Here is a 21,725-nt window from a genome sequence, read left to right on the forward strand (position 1 = left end):
ACGAGTACATCCGCGACGTTGCACTGACCGCCTGAACTCACCCATGGAGTCTCGCCGAGAACGCACGATCTCGACGGTGGTGGGCGGTCCGGGCCCAGCGCGACCACGCCCAGCGCGAGCCGGGGCCCAGCGCGACGCGCGCCGCGCGACGCGCCCGCCCGGCACGCTCGCCCCTTCCCTCCCGCCGAGATAGCACCATCTGGGCGAGACAGCATGTCCTGGGCGCCGACGACATGGAGTCTCGCCGAGAACGCACTATCTCGACGGGTGATGGGGAGCGCGCTGGGACGGACCCGGGCGGGCGGGCGGGGGGCGGTCAGCCGTCGCGCTGCGCGCGCGCCTCGGCGCGCGTGCGAGGGCCGGGCGTTCCGTCCGCACCGGGCGTCGACGGCGCGGCATCACCCGACAGCGCGGGACCCTCCGACGGGGGTGCGGCGTCCGGCGCAGCCGCGGCCCCGCCCGCCGGAGCAACCCTGGTCCCGCCCGGCGCAGCGGCCCCGGCCCCGGCCCCGACGACCGAGGTCACGCGGCCGTCGTGCAGCTCGATCACGCGGTCGGCGCGCTGCACGAGCAGCGGGTCGTGGGTCGACACGAGGGCGGCGAGGCCCTGGGAGTGCACGAGGTCGCCGATGAGGTCCATGACGGTGGCGGCGGTGCGCGAGTCGAGCTGGCCGGTCGGCTCGTCGGCGATGAGCACGTGCGGCTGCGCGGCGATCGCGCGCGCGATCCCGACGCGCTGCTGCTGGCCACCCGAGAGCTCGCCCGGACGCTGCGCGGCATGCCCCGCGAGGCCGACGAGCCGCAGCGCCTCGGCGACACGGCGGTCGCGCTCTGCGGGCGGGGTCTTGACGATCCGCAGCGGCAGCTCGACGTTCTCGGCGGCCGACAGGATCGGGATCAGACCGAACGACTGGAACACGAAACCCAGCCGCTCGCGCCGCAGCGCAGCGAGCGCCTCCTCGTCGAGCGCGGTCGCGTCGACGTCGCCGATCCACACGCGTCCCGAGGTCGGCCGATCGAGCCCGCCCAGCATGTTCAGCAGGGTCGTCTTGCCCGCCCCCGAAGCGCCGCGCACCACGACCAGCTCGCCCGGCGCCACCTCGATGTCGATGTCGACGCAGGCGTGCACGTCGCCCGTCGCCGTGGCGAACGTGCGCGAGAGCCTCTCGCCCCGCAGTGCCGCGCTCATGACGGCTCCTCTCCGGTGGGGATGTCGGATGCCGCAGCCCGCGGCCCGTCGAATGCCTCGGGCGCTTCGTCCCGCTCCGCTCGCTCGACGACCGGGGCCGCCGGGGCCGCGTCGACGAGCCCGCGCGTTTCGTCCCGCTCCGCTCGCTCGACGACCGGGGCCGCCGAGGCCGCGTCGACGAGCCGGGGCGTTTCGTCCCGCTCCGCTCGCTCAACGACCGGGGCCGCCGGGGCCGCGTCGACGAGCCCGCGCGTTTCGTCCCGCTCCGCTCGCTCGACGACCGGGGCCGCCGAGGCCGCGTCGACGAGCCGGGGCGTTTCGTCCCGCTCCGCTCGCTCAACGACCGGGGCCGCCGGGGCCGCGTCGACGAGCCCGCGCGTTTCGTCCCGCTCCGCTCGCTCCACGACCGGGGCTGCCTCGGCGCGCTGGCCGGGCCACACGCCGACGTGGTCGGGTTCGAGCGCGAGGCGCACGCGCTCGCGGAGGTCGAGCGCCGCGACGAAGTCATCGGGAAGCTGCAGGCGCCCGACGCGATCGAGCACCGCGTACTCCTCGGCGACATGCTGCTCGGCGCCGTGCTCGTCGAGACGGGTGGAGCGGAGCACCTCGGTCGAGGTCCGCCCGTCACGGATCTGCACCGTGCGGGCGACGTGCTCCGACACGGCCGGGTCGTGCGTCACGATGAGGGTCGTGACGCCCAGCTCGCGGTTGACCGAGCGCATCGCCTCGAGCACGTGGGCGCTCGTGGCGTCGTCGAGCTCGCCGGTGGGCTCGTCGGCCAGCAGCACGCGCGGCTCGTTCGCGATCCCGACGGCGATCGCGACGCGCTGCTGCTCGCCGCCCGACATCTCGGCGGGCCTCCGGTCGGCGCAGTGCGACACCTCGAGCAGATCGAGCAGCTCCGCCACCCGAGCGCGCCGCTGCGCCGCGCCCCGCACGCTCCCGGTGATCGCGAGCACCGCGGCGACGTTCTCGCTCGCCGACAGGTACGGGAGCAGGTTGCGCGAAGTCTGCTGCCACACGAATCCGACGCTCCGGCGGCGGAACTCGACGCGCTCCTTCTCCTTCATCGTCAGCAGGTCGTGGCCGGCGACCCACGCGACGCCTGCCGTCGGCTGGTCGAGGCTCGACAGGATCGACAGCAGCGTCGACTTGCCCGAGCCCGAGGCGCCGACCACCGCCACGAGCTCGCCGGGGTCGATGCGCAGGTTCAGTCCCTGCAGCGCCTGCACCTCGACGCCCGCGCCGTGGGCGGCCGGCACCTTGAAGATGCGCACGAGGTCGGCGCACAGGATGTCGGCGTCCGGGGCCGCGCGCGGTCCCGTCGCGGCCGGTGCGGTGCCCGGCTGAGGCGCTTGTCGAACCACCATGGTCCTATCCTTCCTCCACCGTGCGCAGCGCCCCCGCGGCGCGCACGCGCCGGGAGACGAGCAGGGCGATCGCGGTCAGCACGACCGCGACGGTGACGAATCCCCCGACCGTGAGCAGGAGGATGCCGGGGTCGATCGCATACGCCGGTGCGACGGACGATCCGGTGAACGGCCGCAGGTCGACGGCCGCCATCACGACGAGCGGCACGATCGCGCCGAACACCGTGCCGGCGACCACGGCGGCCGCCGCCGGCGGTCCGATCTCCCACAGCGCGAGCGAGGTCGACGAGCGCCGCGGCGCGCCGAGGGTCCGCAGCAACGCGAGCACGCGGGCGCGCGGGCCCGCCGCGAGGGCCAGCGTCATGACGATCGCAAGCGCGCTGAGCAGGGCCGCGACGCCGGTCGCGAGCAGCAGCGCCCAGCGCACCGCCTGCACAGCCGGACCGGATTGGATGCCGGCTGCGACGTCGGCCGCGGTCTCGATGCGCACGGTCGGCCCGAGCACTTCGCGCAGCGCCGTCTCGACGGCATCCGTCGGCGCCCCGTCGTCCAGGCGCACCAGGATCGTCCGGTCGCTCTGGTCCTTTCCGAGCACGTCCTCGGCGTACGAGGAGTCGATCGCGACCCAGTTCGCCCGGTCGCCGACCGGCACCGGTCCGCGGGTCACGCCCACGAGCTCCGCGTCCACGCCGTCGAGGTTCAGGTCGTCGGTGTCGCCGATCAGGTCGGCCGCCTCCCCCGACGCGACCAGCGGCATGGGCCCGCCGTCGACCGGCTCGAGCGATACGCCGGGCGGCAGCATCCCGGGTCCGTCGCCCTGCACCGCGCGGAGGTCGGCGGCGTCGACGATGAACACGGAGGTGCTCTCGCGCACGCCGTCGATGTCGAGCGTCGCCGCGTCCGCCCCCGAGATGCCCGTCGCCCGGTCGACGCCCTCGATCTCGGCCACCCGATCGAGCTGCTCGCGCGTGAACAGCGCGCCCTGCACACTCAGGTCGGCGCCCACCTGCGCGCGCGAGGCCTCGGCGACGCCGGTCTGCAGGGTCGACAGCAGCACGGCCGACGACATCGCCACCGAGAGGCCGACGACGAGCGCGAGCACGGGCGTGACGCCGAGCGTCGGCTCGCGCAGCGCCCGCGCCGAGCCGAGGAAGGCGTCGAGGCCGGAGCCCCGGCGTGCGCGGGCGTGCGCCGCGGCCAGGGGCAGCGGATAGAGGCGGATGGTCACAAGGCAGGCCACGAGCGCGAGGAGGAGCGGCGTCGCGGCGAGCAGGACGTCGACCCCGTCGCTGTAGCCGCGGACGAACAGCAGCACCAGCGCGACGGCCGCGAGCCCCGCGATGACGGCCTCGGCGATGACCCGCATCCGCGATCCGCGGCGACCGAGGTCGGCGCGGGCCTGACGCTCGGCGACCGTCGGCGCCAGCACGAAGAGGATCACGACGGGCGAGAGCCCCGCGACGAGCGCGGTGGCGATCCCGGCCGCGCTCGGCGCCAGGCCGAAGACCAGCGCCCCGCCGGCGATGGCAGCAGCCGACCCGATCAGCGCGGGGACGACCCCGACGAGCACGCCCTCGGTGGCGAGCAGCCCCCGCAGCTGCCCGACCGAGGCGCCGCGCGCCGACAGCAGCCGCAGCCCGGGCCGGCGCCCCTCGAGGATCAGCCGGCAGCCGAGCACGAGCACGGCGGCGGCCACGCCCACGGGGCCCGCCACCAGCATGGCGATCACGCCCGCGGTCGACCGCTGCTGGCCGAGCGCGGACTGGATGGTGCCGGTGATGTCGGCGTCGAAGGCCAGGCTCAAGAGGCCCGGCCCCTGGTCCATGGTGCCGATCGGATGCGAGACCGCGGTCAGCCGGTTGAGCGCGGCGACCGCCTCCTCCGCGTTGTCGCCGTCGATGCGCGCCGTGTCGGTCGGGTACCAGACGAGCGTCGACCGCTTACCGCCGAGCCCGTAGGAGACCAGGGACGCCGGGTGGGCGTACGCCGTGCCGGTGACCCGCCGCGGCTGGTTGCCGTCGTCGAAGACGAACGGCTCGAGCACCGACGTGACGTGGTCCCAGTACTCCGAGTCGGGATCGACGGGTTCGAACAGGCCGACGAGCTCGAGCTGGACCAGCCCACCGAACGAGCCCACCGGCATCCGCTCGCCGACCGCCCAATCCAGCTCAGCGGCGGTCTCTTCCGAGAGCACCACCTCGACGCGGTTCTGGATCGGAAGTCCGCCGACGCCGGTGTCGAACGGCCCCGAGAGCTCGCTGGCCGCGGGCTCCGGCATCCGCCCCTCGACGATGCGGATCTCGTCCTCGTAGTCGGGGTCGAACGCGATCGTTGCGGCGCGCGTGCCGTCGCCGACCAAGAGCTGGTTGTCGGCGTTGCGCGTGATCATGCGGCCGGGACCGAGCGCGTCGGGGAGCGGGTCGTCGGCGCTCGCGCGGATCTCTTCGACGGATGCCGCGAACCGGCCCCAGATGTCGTCGGTCGTCGCCGGCTCGAGGTACGGCTCGTTGCCGAGCTGCGGGAAGGCGGTGCTCGTGACATTGTCGGAGACGACGTCGCGGATCGTCGGCGGGACGCCGTCGAGGCGCTCGCGCAGTGTCGCGTCGCCGACCGCGGCGAGCGCCGCCGGGGCCGCAGTGGCGAGCACGGCCAGCACGAAGACGAGCAGCGCGACGATCGCACCGCCGCCGGCGCGGGACCGGACGTGGTGCGCGACGAGCGCGCGGGTCGAGATGCGGCGGCTCACCGGGATTCCTCCCCGACCGTGCTGCTGCGCGCAGCGCGCGAGACGCTCACCGCGACGGCGGCCACGACGATCGCGAGACCCGCCGCGAGCACCGCGACCGCGGCTCCGAGCAGCCCCCACGAGAACGAGAGACCGCCGGCGGCGGGGAGGATGCCGGGGGTCACGGCCCGCACGAGCGCCGGCACGATGAGCCACGAGGCGAGCCCGCCCGTCACGGCACCCAGCACGAGCGCCGCGCCGAAGACCCCGCCGAGCTCGGCCGCCCGCATGCGTCCCTGCGTCGCGGCGCGGATGCCGAGCGCCCGCAGCACGCCGAGTTCGCGGCCGCGCGCGATCGCGAGGGTCTGGACGATCGCGAACGCCGCGACAAGCGAGAGCGCCATGGCGCCCGCGGTCGCGATCCACCACCCCGGCACCAGGGCGTGCGTGACCTCGGCCGCCACCCCCGGCGCGGCGGTCGCGACCGGCCGATCACCGAGGGCCGCGCTCATCTCGTCGTCGGCCGCGGGGTCGCCGGCCGCCCACACCGAATTCGGCGCGACGAACGAGGGGTCGCGCTGCAGCTGCGACACCAGCACGTTCTCGAGGGGTGCGAAGAACGCGAGGGCCGACGACGCGCCGGGCACGAGGTCGGTGATCGACGAGACCACCGCTTCGCCGCGACGCCCGCTCCCGGCGTAGCGGAACTCGAACGTGTCGCCCGGAACGATCCCGAGGTGGGCGGCGAGGGCACTCGTGACGACCACGGCCACCGGCGCGGGCTCGCTGTCGGATGCCGCGCCGTCCGCGAGCCACGCGATCACGTCGTTGATCCCGCTGGGGAACTCCACCGAGGCCCGGATGTCGAGCGGCTCCCCGCCGACGGCCTCCACCGACTCGACACTCACCTGCGTGGTGGCGCCCGTGAACGCCCGCTCGCGGAAGGCCCCGATCGCGAGCAGGCGCCAGGGGCCAGTGCCCTCCTCCGGCAGCGCCGCCTCCGCGACGAGCGAGGTCGAGCCGTCGTCATTCGCGGTCAGCTCGCCGTCGAGGATCACGTCGTCGGGCGTGCCGGTCGCATCGAGCAGCAGTGCTACAAGGCCGAAGCCCGGGTGGCGCGTGCCCGAGGACTCCGCCCGGGCGGTCACGCGGAGCGCCGTCGCCTCGTCGCCGAGCGGCAGCGGCTCGGCGGTCACGGCATCGCCGCCGGGTGAGGCGGTGCCCTCGAGCGCGGCCTTGTCTACGAGCCCGCCCGCCGAGGTCACGACGGGCGCGATGCCCGACGCCGGCACGGCGACGAGCTCGGCGTCGGCCTCGCCGATCTCGACCTCCTCGACGGTCGCGGGGGCGGACGCCTCGACGCCCTCGACGGATGCCGCGTCCGCGACCTGCACGGGGCTCGCGTACTGCGGCGACATGTCGACGCGCAGGTCGGCGCCCGCCCGCACGGCGGCGGAGTCGGTGACCATCGCGGACCAGGTCGCGCTGTAGGCGGAGGCGAAGACGGCCTGCGCGACGGTGAGCGCGACGAGCAGCACCGCGACGGCGTAGATGGGGATGCGGCGGGCGACCTGCCGTGCCGGGTACCCGGGCTGCAGCGCGGGGAACCTCGCCGCCGGCCGCGCCCACGCGACAGCCACGGCCCCGAAGACCGCGAGCGCGACGAGCGCCCCGGCCATCAGCACGACGGCGGGAGCGACGGCGACGATGGGGTCGAAGCCCCGCCCGCGCGCCCGCGGCAGCTGCCACACGACGAGCGCCGAGGCGAGCGGCACCACCACGATGACGGCGGCGGTCGTCGCGCGGCCGACGCGGGTAGTGGTGCGACGGCCTTCGCCGCGCCGCAGCGCGATCGCGAAGACGGCCGCGAGCAGGACGGCGGTAGCGAGCACCCACGGCCACGCGGCGAGCGCGGCGGCCGGAACCGCGCCGAAGACGGCGGCGAGACCGACGGCGACGCCGACACCGGCCACGGCGCCGATGAGGGCGACGACGACGCCCTCCGCGGCATCCGTCATCGTCGCCTGCCTGCGGGAGAAGCCTCGAGCACGGATCGTGGCCGTCTCGTGCTCGCGCGCCGCGGCCGCGAGGCGTGCGAGTTGCGCCACCGCCGTGCCCGCGAGGATCGCGACCATCAGCACCAGGGCCGGCGAGGCCGAGCCGAGCGCGACGGCTCCGACGCGCGCCTGCGCCGCCACCTCGTCGGGCGACAGGCCCGGGGGTGCGGGGTCGCCGGCGACCGCCACGGCTCGCTCGAGCCAGGCGATGACGACCGACACCGTCGCGACCGCGACCGCCACGGTGGCCGCCGCGCTGACGAGGAGCCCCACCTGCGCCCCCGCGCGCTGTCGCAGCAGTCGCACCGACGACGGCGCGGGGCGATCGGGCATGAGCTCGGTCCTCCGCGGTTCGGTCGGCGCTGACGGTTTCTGGAGCAAACCTAACGGAACGCGATCTCTCCGCGCGCGGGACCGGATCCCGCAGGCCCCGGCACGCATCGCACCGGCCTCGCGCGAGTGGGAGACTGTGGCCATGACGCTCCACATCACGGGCGACGACGCCGCCGACCGCCTCCTCACCGACGACCCGCTCGCGCTCCTCATCGGCATGCTGCTCGACCAGCAGGTGGCGATGGAGACCGCGTTCGCCGGACCGCTGAAGATCTCCGAGCGGGCGGGGACGCTGGATGCCGCGGCCCTGGCGAGCTTCGACGCCGAGGCGTTCGCCGAGCTGTTCAAGGCGACGCCCGCGGTGCACCGCTTCCCCGGGTCGATGGCCGCGCGCGTGCAGTCGCTGTGCGCGGCGGTCGAGCAGGACTGGGACGGCGACGCCGCCGCGATCTGGACCCGAGGCGACCCCGACGGCTCGACCGTGCTGAAGCGGCTGAAGAAGCTGCCGGGCTTCGGCGAGCAGAAGGCGAAGATCTTCCTCGCCCTGCTGGGCAAGCAGTACGGCTACGCGGGTCAGGGCTGGCGCGAGGCGGCCGGATCGTACGGCGACGAGGGCTCGTATCGCAGCGTCGCCGACATCGTCTCGCCGGAGTCGCTGACGAAGGTGCGCGAGTACAAGCGCGAGATGAAGCAGGCCGCCAGGGCTTGACGCCGAGGGAGACCCGAGGGGAACGCCGATGAAGAGGACCGGAGGGGACGTCGACGAGTTCATCGCCGCCGTCACACCTGCCAAGCGACAGCGGGATGCCGCGACCATGGTCGCGCTGATGCGCGAGGTCACCGGGCGCGAGCCCGAGCTGTGGGGCACGATCGTCGGCTTCGGGTCGTGCCACTACCGCTACCCCACGGGCACGGAGGGCGACGCGCCGATCGCCGCCTTCTCGCCGCGCCGCCAGGCCACCACCGTCTACCTCCTCGACACCGGGGCGCACGCCGACGAGCTCGCGAACCTCGGCCCCCACGACACCGGCGCCGGGTGCCTCTACATCAAGGACCTCGACGCCGTCGACGTCGAAGTCCTGCGCGGCGTCGTGGCCGCGGACTACGACCGCGTCGTCTCGGGCGACACCGGCTCCGCGAGCTTCACCGTCACCGGCTGACCGGGGCCGGAGTTCTCCACACTGCGGGCCGGAGTGTGGACACGGGGTCCCAACCCCTGGCTAGGGTGGGAGGACCCGCCCGCACCCGCGCCCTCTCGGAGACATCGTGCTGCCCTTCCTGATCGTCGGAGGCGTCGGCCTCGCCGTCCTGCTGATCTCGCTCATCGTCGGCGACATCTTCGACCACTTCGAGATCGGCGACGGCGCCATCTCGGGCACCGCTCTCGGCATCGCCGCCGTGGTCTTCGGCGCATCGGGCGTCCTCACCTACACGTCGGGCCTCGACACCGTCTGGGCCTACGTGCTGGCCGCGGTCCTCGCCGTGGTCGCGTACCTCATCGCCGTGGTGTTCGTGAAGCGGCTGACCAAGAGCTCGGACGGCGAGCCCACCTCGGCGGTCGGGCTCGGCGGCGTCACGCGATCGACGGTGACGCCCGCGGGCGGCGAGGTCAGCCTCGACGGACCGCACGAGGTCGAGCGCCGGCTCGCCTACGCCGACGACACCATCGCCGAAGGAGTGCGCATCCGCGTCGTCGAGCACTCCGGCACCCGCGTCAAGGTCGTCGCGGACTAGATCCCCCTGCGACACGGGCCGGGAACCCCGGGTCGCGGCATCCCTCAGGAAAGGTCGTCCATGACGAACGAACTCATCCAGGTCATCGCGGTCGTCGCGCTCATCGTCGCGGTGCTCGGGCTCATCGCGTTCATCGCGCGCCGCATCCGGCGCGTGCCGCCCAACGAGGCGCTGGTGATCGTCGGCCGCGGCGCCGGCAAGCCCGCTGCGGGCGAGATCGGCAGCGGGCAGCGCGTCGTGATCGGCGGCCGCACCTTCGTGTGGCCGGTGCTGCAGCAGGGCTTCTCGATCTCGCTCGAGCAGCGCCAGATCGGCATCACCGTCGAGGGCGTCGACAAGAACCGCATCAAGATCGCGATCAAGGCGTCCATCAACTTCAAGGTGTCGGGCACCGAGGAGGGCGTGCGCCGTGCCGCGCAGCGCTTCCTGTCGCAGCAGGACCTCCTCACCGAGATCATCAAGGAGTCGCTCGAGGGCTCGCTCCGCTCGATCGTGGGCGACATGACGATCGAGCAGATCATCTCCGACCGCAAGAGCCTGTCGGACCGCGTCGTCGCCGAGACGAAGGCCGACCTCGTCGAGCAGGGTCTGCAGGTCGACCTGCTCAACATCAGCGACATCTCGACGCCCGGCAGCGACTATCTCGCCAACCTCGGTCGCGCCGAGGCGGCGCGCGCCCGTCAGGTCGCCGAGATCAGCGAGGCCGAGGCCTCCCGTGCCAGCGAGTTCGCGCGCATCGAGGCGTCGGAGCAGATCGCCGAGCGGCAGAAGGCCCTCGCGCTCAAGCAGGCCACCATCAAGGCCGAGACCGATCGCGCGAATGCCGAGGCGCAGGCCGCCGGCCAGCTCGCCACAGCCGAGCAGGACAAGCTCGTCGCCGTGCAGGAGCGCGAGGCTCTCACCGAGCAGGCGCTCGTGACGCAGGAGCGCCTCGACATCGAGATCCGCAAGCCCGCCGAGGCGCAGGCCTACGCCGAGGTGCAGCGCGCGACCGCCCTGCGCGACGCCGCGAACGCCGCCACCGAGGCCGACGCCTTCAAGCGCACCAGGATCGCCGAGGCGAACAAGGTCGCCGCCGTGCAGGACGCCGAGGCGTCCGCCACCGCCGTGCGCGTGTCGGGTGAGGCCGAGCGCGACAAGCAGGTCGCCCTCGCGGCCGGTATCAAGGCCGAGGGTGAGGCGCGTGCCTCCGCGATCCAGGCCGAGGGTCTGGCCGAGGCCGCGTCGACCGACGCGAAGGCCCTCGCGCTCCAGAAGTACGGCGAGGCCGCACTGGCGCAGGAGATCATCTCGCGCCTGCCCGACATCGTCCGCGCGGCCGCCGAGCCGATCGCGTCGATCGACAAGCTCACGGTCGTCTCGACCGACGGCGCGTCCGAGATGACGAAGACCGTCGGCAAGGTGCTCGGCGAGGGCACCGAGGTGGTCAAGGGCCTCACCGGCCTCGACCTCACCACCCTGATGCAGGCGTTCGCCCTCAAGGCGGCCGGCGGCGAGATCGTGGCCGACGGCTCCCGCACCGCCCGGGCGGCCGCGGCGAAAGCGAGCACCGCGGTCACCGACGCGGTCGGCTGAGACGCCATGACGGATGCCGCGACCCGGGGTAGCGGCATCCGTCCCCCGAACGGCGGACAGCAGGCCCTGGTACGGTGCGTTAGCCTGGTGCCGCCATCGAATGAGGCCTGGACCGGCGATTTCTCGACGGAGGATCGATGACCGACAGCTGGAGCGTAGACCCCGACCGGGTCATCGGCGTGCTGGCAGGCGTCGACGACGAAGGCGTGGAGCTGGCCGAGGCCGCGGCGGCGATGGACCGGCTCGCCGCCTCCGGCGCGACGCTGTCGGTCGACGGCCGCACCACGCTGTCGCAGGCGTGGGAGGCGTTCCTCGACGAGCGGCGCCTCGTTCCCGGCAAGCTCATGCACACGCTCGCCATGTCGGCCCAGGCGCTCACCGAGGCGACGACCGCGGTCGTCGCGGGCGACGCGCGGATGATGTCGGACGGTCGCGACGCCGAGGCCCGGGCGCTGGATGAATGGGGCATCGACTCGCCCAACGCCTACGGCGGCGGGATGCTCTGATGGCGCTCGTTGATCCCGCATCGCTCCCGCACGTCGTCGACGGCGGCGCCGTCAGCGCCCTCGCGGACGGCCTCGTCGAGGCCGGGAACATCGTGGCCACCGCCTTCCCCGACGCGCACGATCGCTGGCACGGCCTGCAGACGGTCTTCGACGTGCGCGGGGCCGAGGGCGTGCACCACATGCTCGACCGGCCGCTCGCCGACTCCGAGGAGTTCGTGCGCGCGCTCAGCGACGCGCGGACGGTGCTGTGGGACGCCGCGACGCTCACGCTGCCCGACCTCGCGTCGCGCCGTGCCGAGCTCGCGGCCCGGATCACGTCGGTGAACGCCGACGGCGAGGCCGCCGACGAGGCGTACGCCGCCGCGGACGCCGCCTACTGGTCGCAGTGGCGGGCCGACGACGAATCCCTCGCCACCGCCGTGGCCCGTGGCGACCGGGTCGCCGCCGATGCCGCCCGCACGCGCGCCGCCGACGCCGGCGACGTCCTGCGCGACGACATCGCCCGGTTCCGCGCCGACGTCGACAACGCCGAGCAGATGATCGCCTCGCAGCTGACCCGCGTCACCGGAGGCACCGAGGTCCGCGGCGCGTGGGGCGAGCCGGTGCGGGTGTCGCAGACGTTCTGGGGGTTCGTCGACGCGCCGTATCCCGGCGCCCCGTTCGCGGCCACCACCACCACCACGCTCGCCCAGCACCTCACCGAGACCCTGTCGCAGGCCGTGGTCACCCGGATCGGCTGGCTCGGATCGGCCGACGACTCCGCCGTGCGCGAGTGGCTCGGGTCGCACCCCGACTTCGCGTCGGCGGTGGGGCTGGTCGACGTCGAGCGTGCCGAGCGGCTGTGGAACGACCTGGTGTCGGACTCGACGGCGCGCACCGGCGCCGACGGCGTCGCGACCGGGTGGGACGCCGGCCCGCTCGCGCAGCTGCTCGCGCTCGCGCCCCTCGCCGTCGGCAACCTCAACGGCATCCCCGCCGGGCAGCGCAACCTGTTCAACCGCGCCGGACTCGACCAGCTCCTCGCCGACGACGGGCTCAGCGACGACACGAGATCCGAGCTGCGCGGCGTGCGACGCGCGCTGCAGCTCGACCCGGGAGCGACGACGCTGCTCGCGCTCTTCCTCGACAGCAACGGCGAGCCTCGCGCCGCGATCGCCTACGGTGACGTGGAGCACAGCGACCTCGTGCTCACCGTCACCCACGGCATCGAGACCGACCTCGACAGCATCGACGCATGGAGCCGTACCACGCTCGATCTCCGGGACGACGTCGTCGGCGAGGCGGCGCGACGCGGGCAGGCGACCACGGTCGCGACGATCGCCTACTTCGGGTGGGACTCGGGCACCACCGGCACGGTGTTCGGCATGGATCACGCCGACGCCGGCGCCGCGGCGTACACCCAGCTGATGTCGGGCATCGCCGCGCGCAACCCCGATGCCCTGCGTGCCGGGTGGTTCCACTCCTACGGCACCACGATGGCGGCGCAGGCGCTCACCGACGACCCCGACCTGCTCGACGCGGCGTTCCTCTTCGGCTCGGCCGGGGTCAGCCCCGAGGCGGCCGCGTCGCTGCCCGACCTCGCCCGCTCGAGCGACCTCGAGCTCTACGCGAGCCATGCCGACAAGGACTGGACCGCGCCGATCGGCCGCAGCCTCTGGTCGAGCCACTCCACGAACCCGGGCGACCTGCTCGACGAAGCCCATCTCCTCGGAGCCGACGGCGGGATCGTCGACTTCGGTCCGGGCGCCGACGGCAGCGTCCTGCGCACCACCGGGCTCAGCACCGACGGCCACGCGTCGCACACGGGCAACCCGTGGTACGAATGGACCGGCGAGGAGATCGGCTACTTCGACGAGCGCGCGCAGTCGTATCTCGGCGGTGTCGACGGGCTCGCCGATCTGATCACGGAGGCGCGATGACTCGGGCCAGACGCTCCCGCGCGGCCGCGCTGCTCGCGGTCGCCGCTGTTCTTCTCACCGGTTGCGGAGGTACACCGATGCCCACCGACACCAGCAGCCCCGCGGTGTTCGAGAGCGCGAAGGAGGCGAACACGGCCTTCAAGGCCGCCGTCGCCGACGTGCAGAGCGAGCTGTGGACGGAGGAGTGGCGGGTCGGCGTCTACGGCGACATGCCGTCGGCGTGCGGCGCCGACCAGTACCGGTTCGAGCTGAGCCGCGACCTGCCGGTCGAGGACGGGTGGCGCTTCCCCGCCGATCCCGCCACGATGCGCGAGGACCTCGCGAGCTGGATGGAATCGAACGGCTACACCGACGTCACGGGGCTGAGCTACGAGGGCGACGTCGACACCCTCACGCTCACCGCCCGCAACGTCGACGCGGGCATCGACGAGCTGACCGTGCAATTCCACCCCGGCGAGGTGCAGGACGGCATCAGTCTGTCGGCCAAGAGCGTCTGCGAGCCCGGTGACGTCGACGCGCTGTCCGAGGAGATCTACCCCGGGCTCTACGAGGACTCCTCCCGCGAGTGGCCGCTCCCCGAGACCGAGCGGCCCGACGCGACGCCCGTGTTCGGGTTCACCGCGGACGGAGAGCCCCGCTGACACCTCCCGGACCTCTTCCCCCGCGTCGAGCAGTCCGTCCGACCCCGCGCAGTCGCCCATGTCCCACTTTCCTCGATCCATGTCCCGATTTCGGTCCCTTGGAGGGCCGCATGGGGCGAAAGTGGGACATGCGTCGTCGGGCCGGGCCGCGGCCGTGCGCCCGCCCGCCGGGCACGGCAGGAAAGGCCAGGTCGCGGCATCCGTCTAGACTCGACGGGTTCCCGTGAGACGGAAAGCCAGCCATGACGACACCGGATCAGACGCGCACCGCCGAGGTGGACCCCCTCGTCCTCACGGCACCGGCGGCCGCCGGGCAGCGCGTCGGGGCTTTCGCGGTCGACGTGCTCCCGCCCCTCGCACTGCTGGCCATCGCCGCGGTGATGTTCGCGATCGGCCAGGCCGCGCTGGGCTGGATCGCCGCGCTCCTCGCGGTCGCCGCGGTCGCGGCCGCCCTCGCGATGCTCGCGCGCACCGGTCGGAGCCCGGGTGGAATCGCCGCGGGCACCCGCACGGTCGACCGCCTCACCGGTGCCGCGCCCGGCACGTCGCTCCTGGCCGCGCTGTTCACCGGACGTCTGCGCCAGTGCGATCTGCGCCGCGGCCGCGACCCGTTCGCACCGGCTCTGGCGCCGTTCGTCTTCCCCGAGCCCGAGGCGGCGCCCGTCACCCCGGCGCGTGGCGGGATGCGGGGCGTCGCCCCCGTCGTGCAGCTCGACTCGGGGCAGCGCTTCTCGCTGGACTCGGCGCTCGTGCTCGGCCGCAACCCGTCCGCGCCGCGCGATGCACCGTCGGCCGTGTACCAGTGGGCCGACCTGTCGCGCACGCTGTCGAAGTCGCACGCGCGGCTGGAGTGGGACGGCCAGCTCGTCTGGGTCACCGACCTCGCCTCGACGAACGGCACCGCCCTTCGCACCGGCGGCGCGGCGCAGCCACTGCTCCCCTACCAGCGGACGCCGCTCCCGCCGGACGCGGTGCTCGAGCTCGGTGACCGGGTCGTCACGGTGAAGGTCGCGGCATGATCGGCGAGATTCCGGCCGAGCCGCTGGCGGTCGCACCGCACGTCGCCGCGCGGCTGCGCGGCCCCCGAGAAGGAGACGAGGCCTGATGCCCGATCAGCGCGACACCGTGCTCATCGAGCAGGCGAAGATCCAGCGCATGCGCCTGGGCTCCGCCCTGCTCTACGGTCACATCGACGAGCGGCGCACGGTCAACGACCACATGAAGCGGCTCGTCGGCTCCCTCATCCTCGCCGCCGTCGTGTGCGCGGTGTGCGCGGGCGTGTCGTTCGTCGTGCAGCTCCTCTCCGACCGCGATTCGGCGAGCAGCTCCGCGCCGGCCGCCGTCGCCTCGTTCCACACGGAGGTCTCATGAGCGTCCACACCCGCCTGACCGTCGCCGGCGCGACCCGTCGCAGCGAGGTCGTCGTGTCGAGCGCCGAGCCGCTCGGCGCCGCACTGCCCCGCCTGCTCGAGCTGCTCGGCGAGACCTCGGGCACGGTCGCGCGGCCGCTCACGCTCGTCGCGGCCGACGGCGAGCAGCTCGACATCGCCCGCTCGCCCCAGCAGCTCGAGCTCACCGACGGCACGCTGCTCCGTCTGGTGCGCCTCGACGCGGCGCCCCCGCCGCCGGTCGTCATCGACGTGACCGACGCCGCCGCCGACGCGCACGACGCGCGCCCCGACCGCTGGGACGACCGCGCCCGCCGGATCGCGGGCGGCGCCGCCATCGCGCTGGCCGCGGCGGCCGGTGGCCTCATCGCGCCCTGGGGCAGCCCTGTCATCGCCTCGTGGGCACTCCTCGGCGCGATCGTCGTGCTGCTCGCGGTCGCCACGACGCTCGGCCTCCCTCGCCTGCGCGGAGTGTCGGCGGTGGTCAGCGCCGCGGCGGCGGGACTGCTGCTGCCGCTCGGCATCGCGACTCTCACCGCCGCGAGCGCGGGCGGACTGGAGGGGGCGGCATCCGCTCTCCTCGCTGCGGCCGTCGTGATCGCGACCGGCGCGACCATCGTGCTGTTCGGGCTGGGGGTGGCGCTCCGCCGCCCCGGCGCGGCCGCCGGCGGGGCGGTCGGCGCCGTCGTCGCGTCCGTGCTGATCGGGCTCCTGCTGGCGGGGGTGGATGCCGCGGCCTCCGCCGCGATCGTCGGCACGGTCGCCGCTTTCGCCACCGGGCCGCTCCCGTGGATCGCGCTGTCGGCAGCGGGCCTGACGGCCCTGGACCAGCGCGTCGGAGACGGCGAGCGCGTGGCACGCGCGCGGGCGTTCGCCTCGATCGACGACGCGTACTCCGCGCTCACCTGGAGCGTCGTCACGCTCGCCGCGCTCCTCGCAGCCACGGGGGTCGCGCTGGTGCTGACCGACGAGCTGTGGAGCGGCCTGCTCGCCCTCGCCTTCGCCCTCGTCGCGGCGCTGCGCGCCCGCGCCTTCCCGCTGCGCGTCCAGGTCTGGGCACTGTGGGCCGCGGTCGCCGCGATCGGCCTCGTGGCACTCCTGCTGCACCTGAGCGGCCCGTCCGGGTGGCTCGGCGCGGCGGTCGCCGCCGCGGCGGCCGTCGTCGTCGCCATCGGCGTGCTGGCGCGGCCGGCGGCTCACGTGCGGGCGCGGCTGCGCGGCTTCGGCAACGTCATCGAGACCCTCGCGGTCGTGGCACTGCTGCCCCTCCTGCTCGGTGCGCTCGGGGTGTACGAGCAGCTCCTCGGCATGTTCGGAGGCGGCGCGTGAGCGTCGCCGTCCGCGGCATCCCCGCCGCGCTGTTCGGCAGCGCCGTGGCCCGCCGCACGGCGCTCACGGAATGGGATGCCGCCATCCGGGGCATCCTTCCGACCGCACGCCGGATCGGCTTCGTGTCGCTCGAGCCCGGCGTGGGCACGACGACCCTGGCGCTGCAGGTGCTGCGCATCATCGCGGCGCGGCGGAGCGATCCGGTGCTCGCCGTCGACGTCGCCGGCGGAGGCTCCGACCTCGCGGCCCGGCTGCAGCTGGCCGCGACACCCGCCGACGCGACGCGCGCCGGCGCCCGCACCACCGCCGAGGCGCTCACCGGCCTCCCGGCGGGGCCCGGGTGGTACGGCCTGCGGCCGTCCACGGCCGACGGCCCCGTCGCCGCGTGGCTCACGGAGGCGGCCCCCATCACCCGGTTCTTCGACGTGACGATCACGGACTTCGGGGTGCGGCATCCGCGAGTCGACCTCGCCGCGTGCGCCGCCGTCTCGGACGTGGTCTGCCTCGTCGGCGACGCCCGCCGCTCGCCCGCCGAGCTGCTGCGCGCGATCGCCCCCGCCGTCGCCGCGCTTCCGGAGTCCCCCACCCCCGTGCTCGCCCTCGTCGATCGCGAGGGGCGCGGCGACGCCGTCGCGCGGGCTATGGGCGACGATCCGTGGCCGGTGGTCGGCATCCCCGCCGACGGCGGACTGCGCGACGGCGGCCAGCCGCGCGGGCAGGCGGGCCAGCACGCGCTGCTGCGCCTGGCGGCGACCCTCGTCTCGGCGCGCGAGGCGGTGGCGCTGTGACCCTCCGCGTCATCCACCGGCCCGCTCGCATCACCCAGCCGGTCGAGCCGCCCGCCGAGGTCGTGCTCGCCCCGGCGCCGCCGATCGGCGAGAACACCGGCGGCTTCCCGATCCAGTCGCTGCTGCCGATCGTCGGCAGCCTGTCGTCGATCACCATGATCGTGCTGCTGCGCAACAACCCCGTCATGGTCATCGTCGGCGCGGTCATCCTCGTCGTGGCTCTCGTCGGCGGTGTGGGCATGGCCTTCACGGCGCGGGGCAACGCCGCGCGGCAGCGGCGCGTGCAGCGCGAGCGCTACCTCGACTACCTCGAGGAGACCCGCGGCACCGTGCGAGAGATCGCCGACGCCCATCGCACCGCCACGCTCGCGCTGCATCCCGCACCCGCGACGCTCGTCGAGGTCGGCGCGAACGCGGCACGACGGTGGGAGCGGCGGCCGGGCGACGCCGACTTCCTGCGGGTGCGGATCGGCACCGGCGACCTGCGGGCCGTCGAGGTGACACTCCCGCCCGAGCAGAATCCGGTGCAGCCGGCCGACCCCGTCATGAAGAGCGCCGCCGCGCGCCTGGTGCAGCTCGCGGGCGTCGCCCAGGGCATGCCCGCCGTGCTCGACCTGGAACGCGGCGGCCACGTGTCGATCGTGGGCGACCGCACCGCCACGCTCCCGGTCATGCGCGCGATCGCCGCGCAGCTGGGAGCACTGCACTCCCCCGACGACGTGCATCTCGCGGCGGTCGTGCCCGAGGCGGCGCGCCCCGCCTGGCACGGCTTCGACCTGCTGCCGCACGCCTCCGCCGCCACCCCGCAGCCGGGCGCCCTGGCCGCGCGACGCATCGCCCCGACCCTCCCCGAGCTGCTCGAGGCCATCGGTGACGAGCTGCGCGACCGTGTGGCCTCCGCGGCGGCCGCACGTCGCAGCGGCCGGCGCATCAAGCCCGGCCGGCTGGTGCTGTTCATCGACGAGGGGACGGATGCCGCCACCGCCCTCCCGCGGTTGGACTCTGCCCTCGATCTCGCCGACCTCGGCATCACGGTCGTCCACCTCGTCGACGACCGCCTCAAAGAGCCCGCCACGGTGAGTGCCCGCGTGACGGTGACGCCGGACGGCGCGACGATCGAGACGCCCGGCACCGGGGAGGACCCGGTGCGCGACATCGACCCCGATGCCGTCACGCCCGAGCTGCTCGAGGTGATCGCCCGGCCGCTCGCGGCTCTCCGGCTCACACGCACGAGCGCCGTGGACGCCGGTACGACGCTCGCACCCGACGTCACCGAACTGCTGGGGTTCGCCGACGTCGATGCCATCGATCTGCGCGCGGCGTGGCTCCCGCGCTCCCCGGGCGACTTCCTGCGGGTGCCGATCGGCGTCGACGACCGCGGCGCCCCCGTCATGATCGACCTCAAGGAGTCGGCGCAGCTCGGCATGGGCCCCCACGGCATCTGCATCGGCGCGACCGGCTCGGGCAAGAGCGAGCTGCTGCGGACGCTGATCCTCGGTCTCGCCCTCACGCACTCCCCCGACGACCTCAGCATGATCCTCGTCGACTACAAGGGCGGTGCGGCGTTCGCGCCGTTCGCGGGACTCCCCCATGTCGCCGGCATCATCGACAACCTGGCCGACGACCCGCAGCTCACCGAGCGGGCTCGCGAGAGCATCCAGGGCGAGGTCGTGCGGCGCCAGCGGCTGCTGAAGGACGCCGGGAACGCGGCATCCATCGGTCACTACCGTCAGCTGCGCCGCGAGCGCCCGGAGCTTCCCGTGCTCCCCCACCTCTTCCTCGTGATCGACGAGTTCGGCGAGCTGCTCACGGCCGAGCCCGACTTCGTCGAGCTGCTGCTGACGATCGGGCGCATCGGCCGGTCGATCGGCGTGCACCTGCTGCTGTCGAGCCAGCGCATCGAGGGCGGGCGCCTGCGGGGCCTCGACACCTACCTCTCGTACCGGATCGGTCTGCGCACCTTCTCGGAGTCGGAGTCGGCCGTGGTGCTCGACACCCCCGACGCGTTCCACCTGCCGGCGATCCCGGGCTTCGGGTTCCTCAAGGTCGACACCTCGGTCTACACGCGCTTCCGCGCCGGATACGTGTCGGGCGCCGTGCCAGAGCCGTCCGACCCCGGTCCGGTGCAGCCCGACGCGCCCGTCGTGCTCGAACTTCCGCCGTACGACCGCGCGGCGGCGGACGCCGACGACGCCGAGACCGACCTCGAGCCCGAGACGCCCGAGACCGGTCGCACGCTCGTGCAGGCAGCGACCGAGCGGCTCTCGCGCGGCGTCGCCCGCACGCGCCCGGTGTGGCTGCCGCCCCTTCCACCCGTTCTCACGCTCGGCGGTGTGCTGCCGAGCTCGGAGGGCGAGAGCGCGGGCGGACGGCTGCGGGTGCCGATGGGGCTCCTCGACGACCCGACGCGTCAGCGTCAGGCGCCGTGGCTGCTCGACCTCACGCGCTCGGGTGGGCACATCTCGATCACCGGCGCGCCCCAGTCGGGCCGCTCGACGTTTCTGCGGACGCTCGCCGCGTCGATCGCCTTCACGCATTCGCCGCGCGAGGTCAGCGTCTACGGCATGGATCTCACCGGCGGCGGCCTGTCGCGCATCGAGCCCTTCCCGCACGTCGGCGGCGTGGCCACGCGCGGGCACCGCGAGCGCCTCACGCGCCTCCTCGAGGAGCTCACCGGCATGCTCGCGACGCGCGAGCGCGTGTTCCGCGAGCACAGCCTCGACTCGCTGGCCGACATGCGCCGGCGGCACGCCGACGGGCGGTTGCCCGAGCTGCCGAGCGCCGATGTCGTGCTGCTCGTCGACGGCCTGGGCGCGCTGCGCACCGACTTCGAAGACCTCGAGCAGCCGCTCAGCCAGCTGCTGGAGCGGGGCGGCAGCTTCGGCATCCACGTGGTCGTCACCCTGTCGCGGTGGAGCGAGCTGCGGCTGAACCTGCAGGGGCTCGTGGGCACGCGCCTCGAGCTCAAGCTCAACGACCCCGCCGACTCGCAGATCGCCCGCAAGCTGTCGTCGACGCTGCGCGCCGACGAGCCCGGCCGCGTGCTGACCGACGAGAAGCTGTTCGCCCAGGTCGCCCTGCCGCTGCTCGGCGAGGTCGACGACGCCGACATCGGCGAGGCGCTCGAGCAGATCGCCCGCGACAGCGCCGCGCGCTGGGGCGGACCGGGCGCCGCGCCCATCCGGCTGCTGCCCGAAGACCTGTCGCCGACCGAGCTGCCCGACGCCCTGGACGAGCCCGACGAGATCCCGCTGGGCCTGCGTCAGGACAGCATGCAGACCGTCGCGCTCGACCTCGTCACGCGCGATCCGCACCTGCTGGTGCTCGGCGACAGCCGCTGCGGCAAGACGACGGCGCTGCGCGGCGTCGTGCAGGGGGCGATCGACCGGCACTCGGCCGAAGAGCTCGTCATCGGCCTCATGGACGCCCGCGGCGAGCTGGCGGGCGAGATCCCCGACGACTACCTCGGCGGTCACGCCACGAGCGGCAAGCAGGCGCGGCTGCTCGCCGAGTCGATCGCGAGCGAGCTCGAGAAGCGTCAGGCCGACCGCAACGCCGGCGGCCCGCGCATCCTCGTGATCGCCGACGACTTCGACATCCTCGCCGCCGGCGGCACAGAGCCCCTGCGGCCGCTGCTGCCGTACCTCGCGTCGGCGCGCGACCTGCGGCTGAACGTCGTCGTCGCCCGGCCCGTCGCCGGTGCGTCGCGGGCGATGTTCGACCTCGCGCTGCAGGCGGTGCGCGACACCGGCGGCACGGCGCTCGTCATGTCGGGCGACCGCGCCGAGGGGCAGCTGCTGCCGAAGCTGTATGCCGAGCCGATGATCGCCGGCCGCGGGCGCCTCGCGCGCCGTGGCGAGCGTCCGACGCTGGTGCAGGTGGCGCACTTCACCGCGACGGAGGAGTCGGATGCCGCGGCCGACGTGCCGACGGCGGCCCCGGCCGCGCGGGACCGGACGGCCGGAGAGGACGTGCGCGCCGAGGTGGCGGCATCCGTCCCCGCGGTCGACACGCCGGCAGAGGCGGAGGCGCCCGCACGCGGCGGCCCGGAGACCTCCGGTGTCTCCGCCGGCCCGGCGCCGGCGACCGGCGCGGAACCTCTCAGGCGACGCCGCCGTCAGGAGGATGTGCTGTGAGATCTCCACAAGGTCGTTCGCAACCCTCGGCGAGG

The 21,725-nt window shown here is 74.4% G+C and carries 15 protein-coding genes and 1 pseudogene; 12 read left to right on the top strand and 4 right to left on the bottom strand.

The genetic code is table 11. The features are described 5' to 3' along the window. Positions 1-316: 316 nt before the first annotated feature. From R8Z57_RS14585 to R8Z57_RS14600, 4 genes and pseudogenes are all read right to left on the bottom strand, one after another. Positions 317-1,189, bottom strand: a complete 873-nt coding sequence (locus R8Z57_RS14585) for an ABC transporter ATP-binding protein (RefSeq protein WP_318354509.1) — start codon at positions 1,187-1,189, stop codon at positions 317-319. Between the two features lie 389 nt (positions 1,190-1,578). Next, a pseudogene (locus R8Z57_RS14590) lies at positions 1,579-2,559 on the bottom strand (ABC transporter ATP-binding protein); the annotation flags it as partial. A gap of 4 nt (positions 2,560-2,563) precedes the next feature. Beyond that, on the bottom strand, positions 2,564-5,305 hold the full coding sequence (locus R8Z57_RS14595) for an ABC transporter permease (RefSeq protein WP_318354510.1): 2,742 nt from the start codon (positions 5,303-5,305) through the stop codon (positions 2,564-2,566). Beyond that, positions 5,302-7,674, bottom strand: coding sequence for an FtsX-like permease family protein (locus tag R8Z57_RS14600; RefSeq protein WP_318354511.1), 2,373 nt, complete (start codon positions 7,672-7,674; stop codon positions 5,302-5,304). The genes R8Z57_RS14595 and R8Z57_RS14600 overlap by 4 nt, the downstream gene beginning before the upstream one ends. A gap of 142 nt (positions 7,675-7,816) precedes the next feature. Between R8Z57_RS14600 and R8Z57_RS14605 the strand changes: the two genes are divergently transcribed. The 12 genes from R8Z57_RS14605 to eccCa all read left to right on the top strand — a co-directional run bounded on the left by R8Z57_RS14605 (position 7,817) and on the right by eccCa (position 21,690). After that, the gene (locus R8Z57_RS14605) at positions 7,817-8,383 is read left to right on the top strand and encodes an HhH-GPD-type base excision DNA repair protein (protein ID WP_318354512.1); all 567 of its coding nucleotides are present in this window, start codon (positions 7,817-7,819) and stop codon (positions 8,381-8,383) included. Positions 8,384-8,411: 28 nt separating this feature from the next. Then, a complete protein-coding gene (locus tag R8Z57_RS14610; protein WP_318354513.1) occupies positions 8,412-8,834 on the top strand; it encodes a DUF1801 domain-containing protein in 423 nt (140 codons plus the stop codon). A 106-nt stretch (positions 8,835-8,940) separates the two neighbouring features. Continuing rightward, complete coding sequence (locus tag R8Z57_RS14615; protein ID WP_318354514.1) at positions 8,941-9,408, top strand: hypothetical protein; 468 nt, start codon at positions 8,941-8,943, stop codon at positions 9,406-9,408. A 60-nt stretch (positions 9,409-9,468) separates the two neighbouring features. Then, positions 9,469-10,983: a flotillin family protein gene (locus R8Z57_RS14620; protein ID WP_318354515.1), complete on the top strand. Its 1,515-nt coding sequence runs from the start codon at positions 9,469-9,471 to the stop codon at positions 10,981-10,983. A 137-nt stretch (positions 10,984-11,120) separates the two neighbouring features. Further along, a complete protein-coding gene (locus R8Z57_RS14625; RefSeq protein ID WP_318354516.1) occupies positions 11,121-11,489 on the top strand; it encodes a DUF6507 family protein in 369 nt (122 codons plus the stop codon). After that, the gene (locus tag R8Z57_RS14630) at positions 11,489-13,408 is read left to right on the top strand and encodes an alpha/beta hydrolase (protein ID WP_318354517.1); all 1,920 of its coding nucleotides are present in this window, start codon (positions 11,489-11,491) and stop codon (positions 13,406-13,408) included. Before R8Z57_RS14625 ends, R8Z57_RS14630 begins: the two co-directional genes overlap by 1 nt. Positions 13,409-13,485: 77 nt before the next feature. Further along, positions 13,486-14,049, top strand: a complete 564-nt coding sequence (locus tag R8Z57_RS14635) for a hypothetical protein (protein WP_318354518.1) — start codon at positions 13,486-13,488, stop codon at positions 14,047-14,049. A 242-nt stretch (positions 14,050-14,291) separates the two neighbouring features. After that, positions 14,292-15,068 carry an FHA domain-containing protein gene (locus tag R8Z57_RS14640; RefSeq protein WP_318354519.1) on the top strand — a complete coding sequence of 259 codons (777 nt, stop codon included), beginning with the start codon at positions 14,292-14,294 and terminating at the stop codon, positions 15,066-15,068. A gap of 85 nt (positions 15,069-15,153) precedes the next feature. Continuing rightward, the gene (locus R8Z57_RS14645; RefSeq protein ID WP_318354520.1) at positions 15,154-15,420 is read left to right on the top strand and encodes a hypothetical protein; all 267 of its coding nucleotides are present in this window, start codon (positions 15,154-15,156) and stop codon (positions 15,418-15,420) included. Then, complete coding sequence (locus R8Z57_RS14650; protein WP_318354521.1) at positions 15,417-16,766, top strand: EsaB/YukD family protein; 1,350 nt, start codon at positions 15,417-15,419, stop codon at positions 16,764-16,766. The genes R8Z57_RS14645 and R8Z57_RS14650 overlap by 4 nt, the downstream gene beginning before the upstream one ends. Then, on the top strand, positions 16,763-17,554 hold the full coding sequence (locus R8Z57_RS14655; protein ID WP_318354522.1) for a hypothetical protein: 792 nt from the start codon (positions 16,763-16,765) through the stop codon (positions 17,552-17,554). Before R8Z57_RS14650 ends, R8Z57_RS14655 begins: the two co-directional genes overlap by 4 nt. Continuing rightward, the gene (gene eccCa, locus R8Z57_RS14660; RefSeq protein ID WP_318354523.1) at positions 17,551-21,690 is read left to right on the top strand and encodes a type VII secretion protein EccCa; all 4,140 of its coding nucleotides are present in this window, start codon (positions 17,551-17,553) and stop codon (positions 21,688-21,690) included. Before R8Z57_RS14655 ends, eccCa begins: the two co-directional genes overlap by 4 nt. Positions 21,691-21,725 lie beyond the last annotated feature (35 nt).

The sequence above is a fragment of the Microbacterium sp. M3 genome, from assembly GCF_033548675.1.
GTDB lineage: Bacteria > Actinomycetota > Actinomycetes > Actinomycetales > Microbacteriaceae > Microbacterium > Microbacterium arthrosphaerae.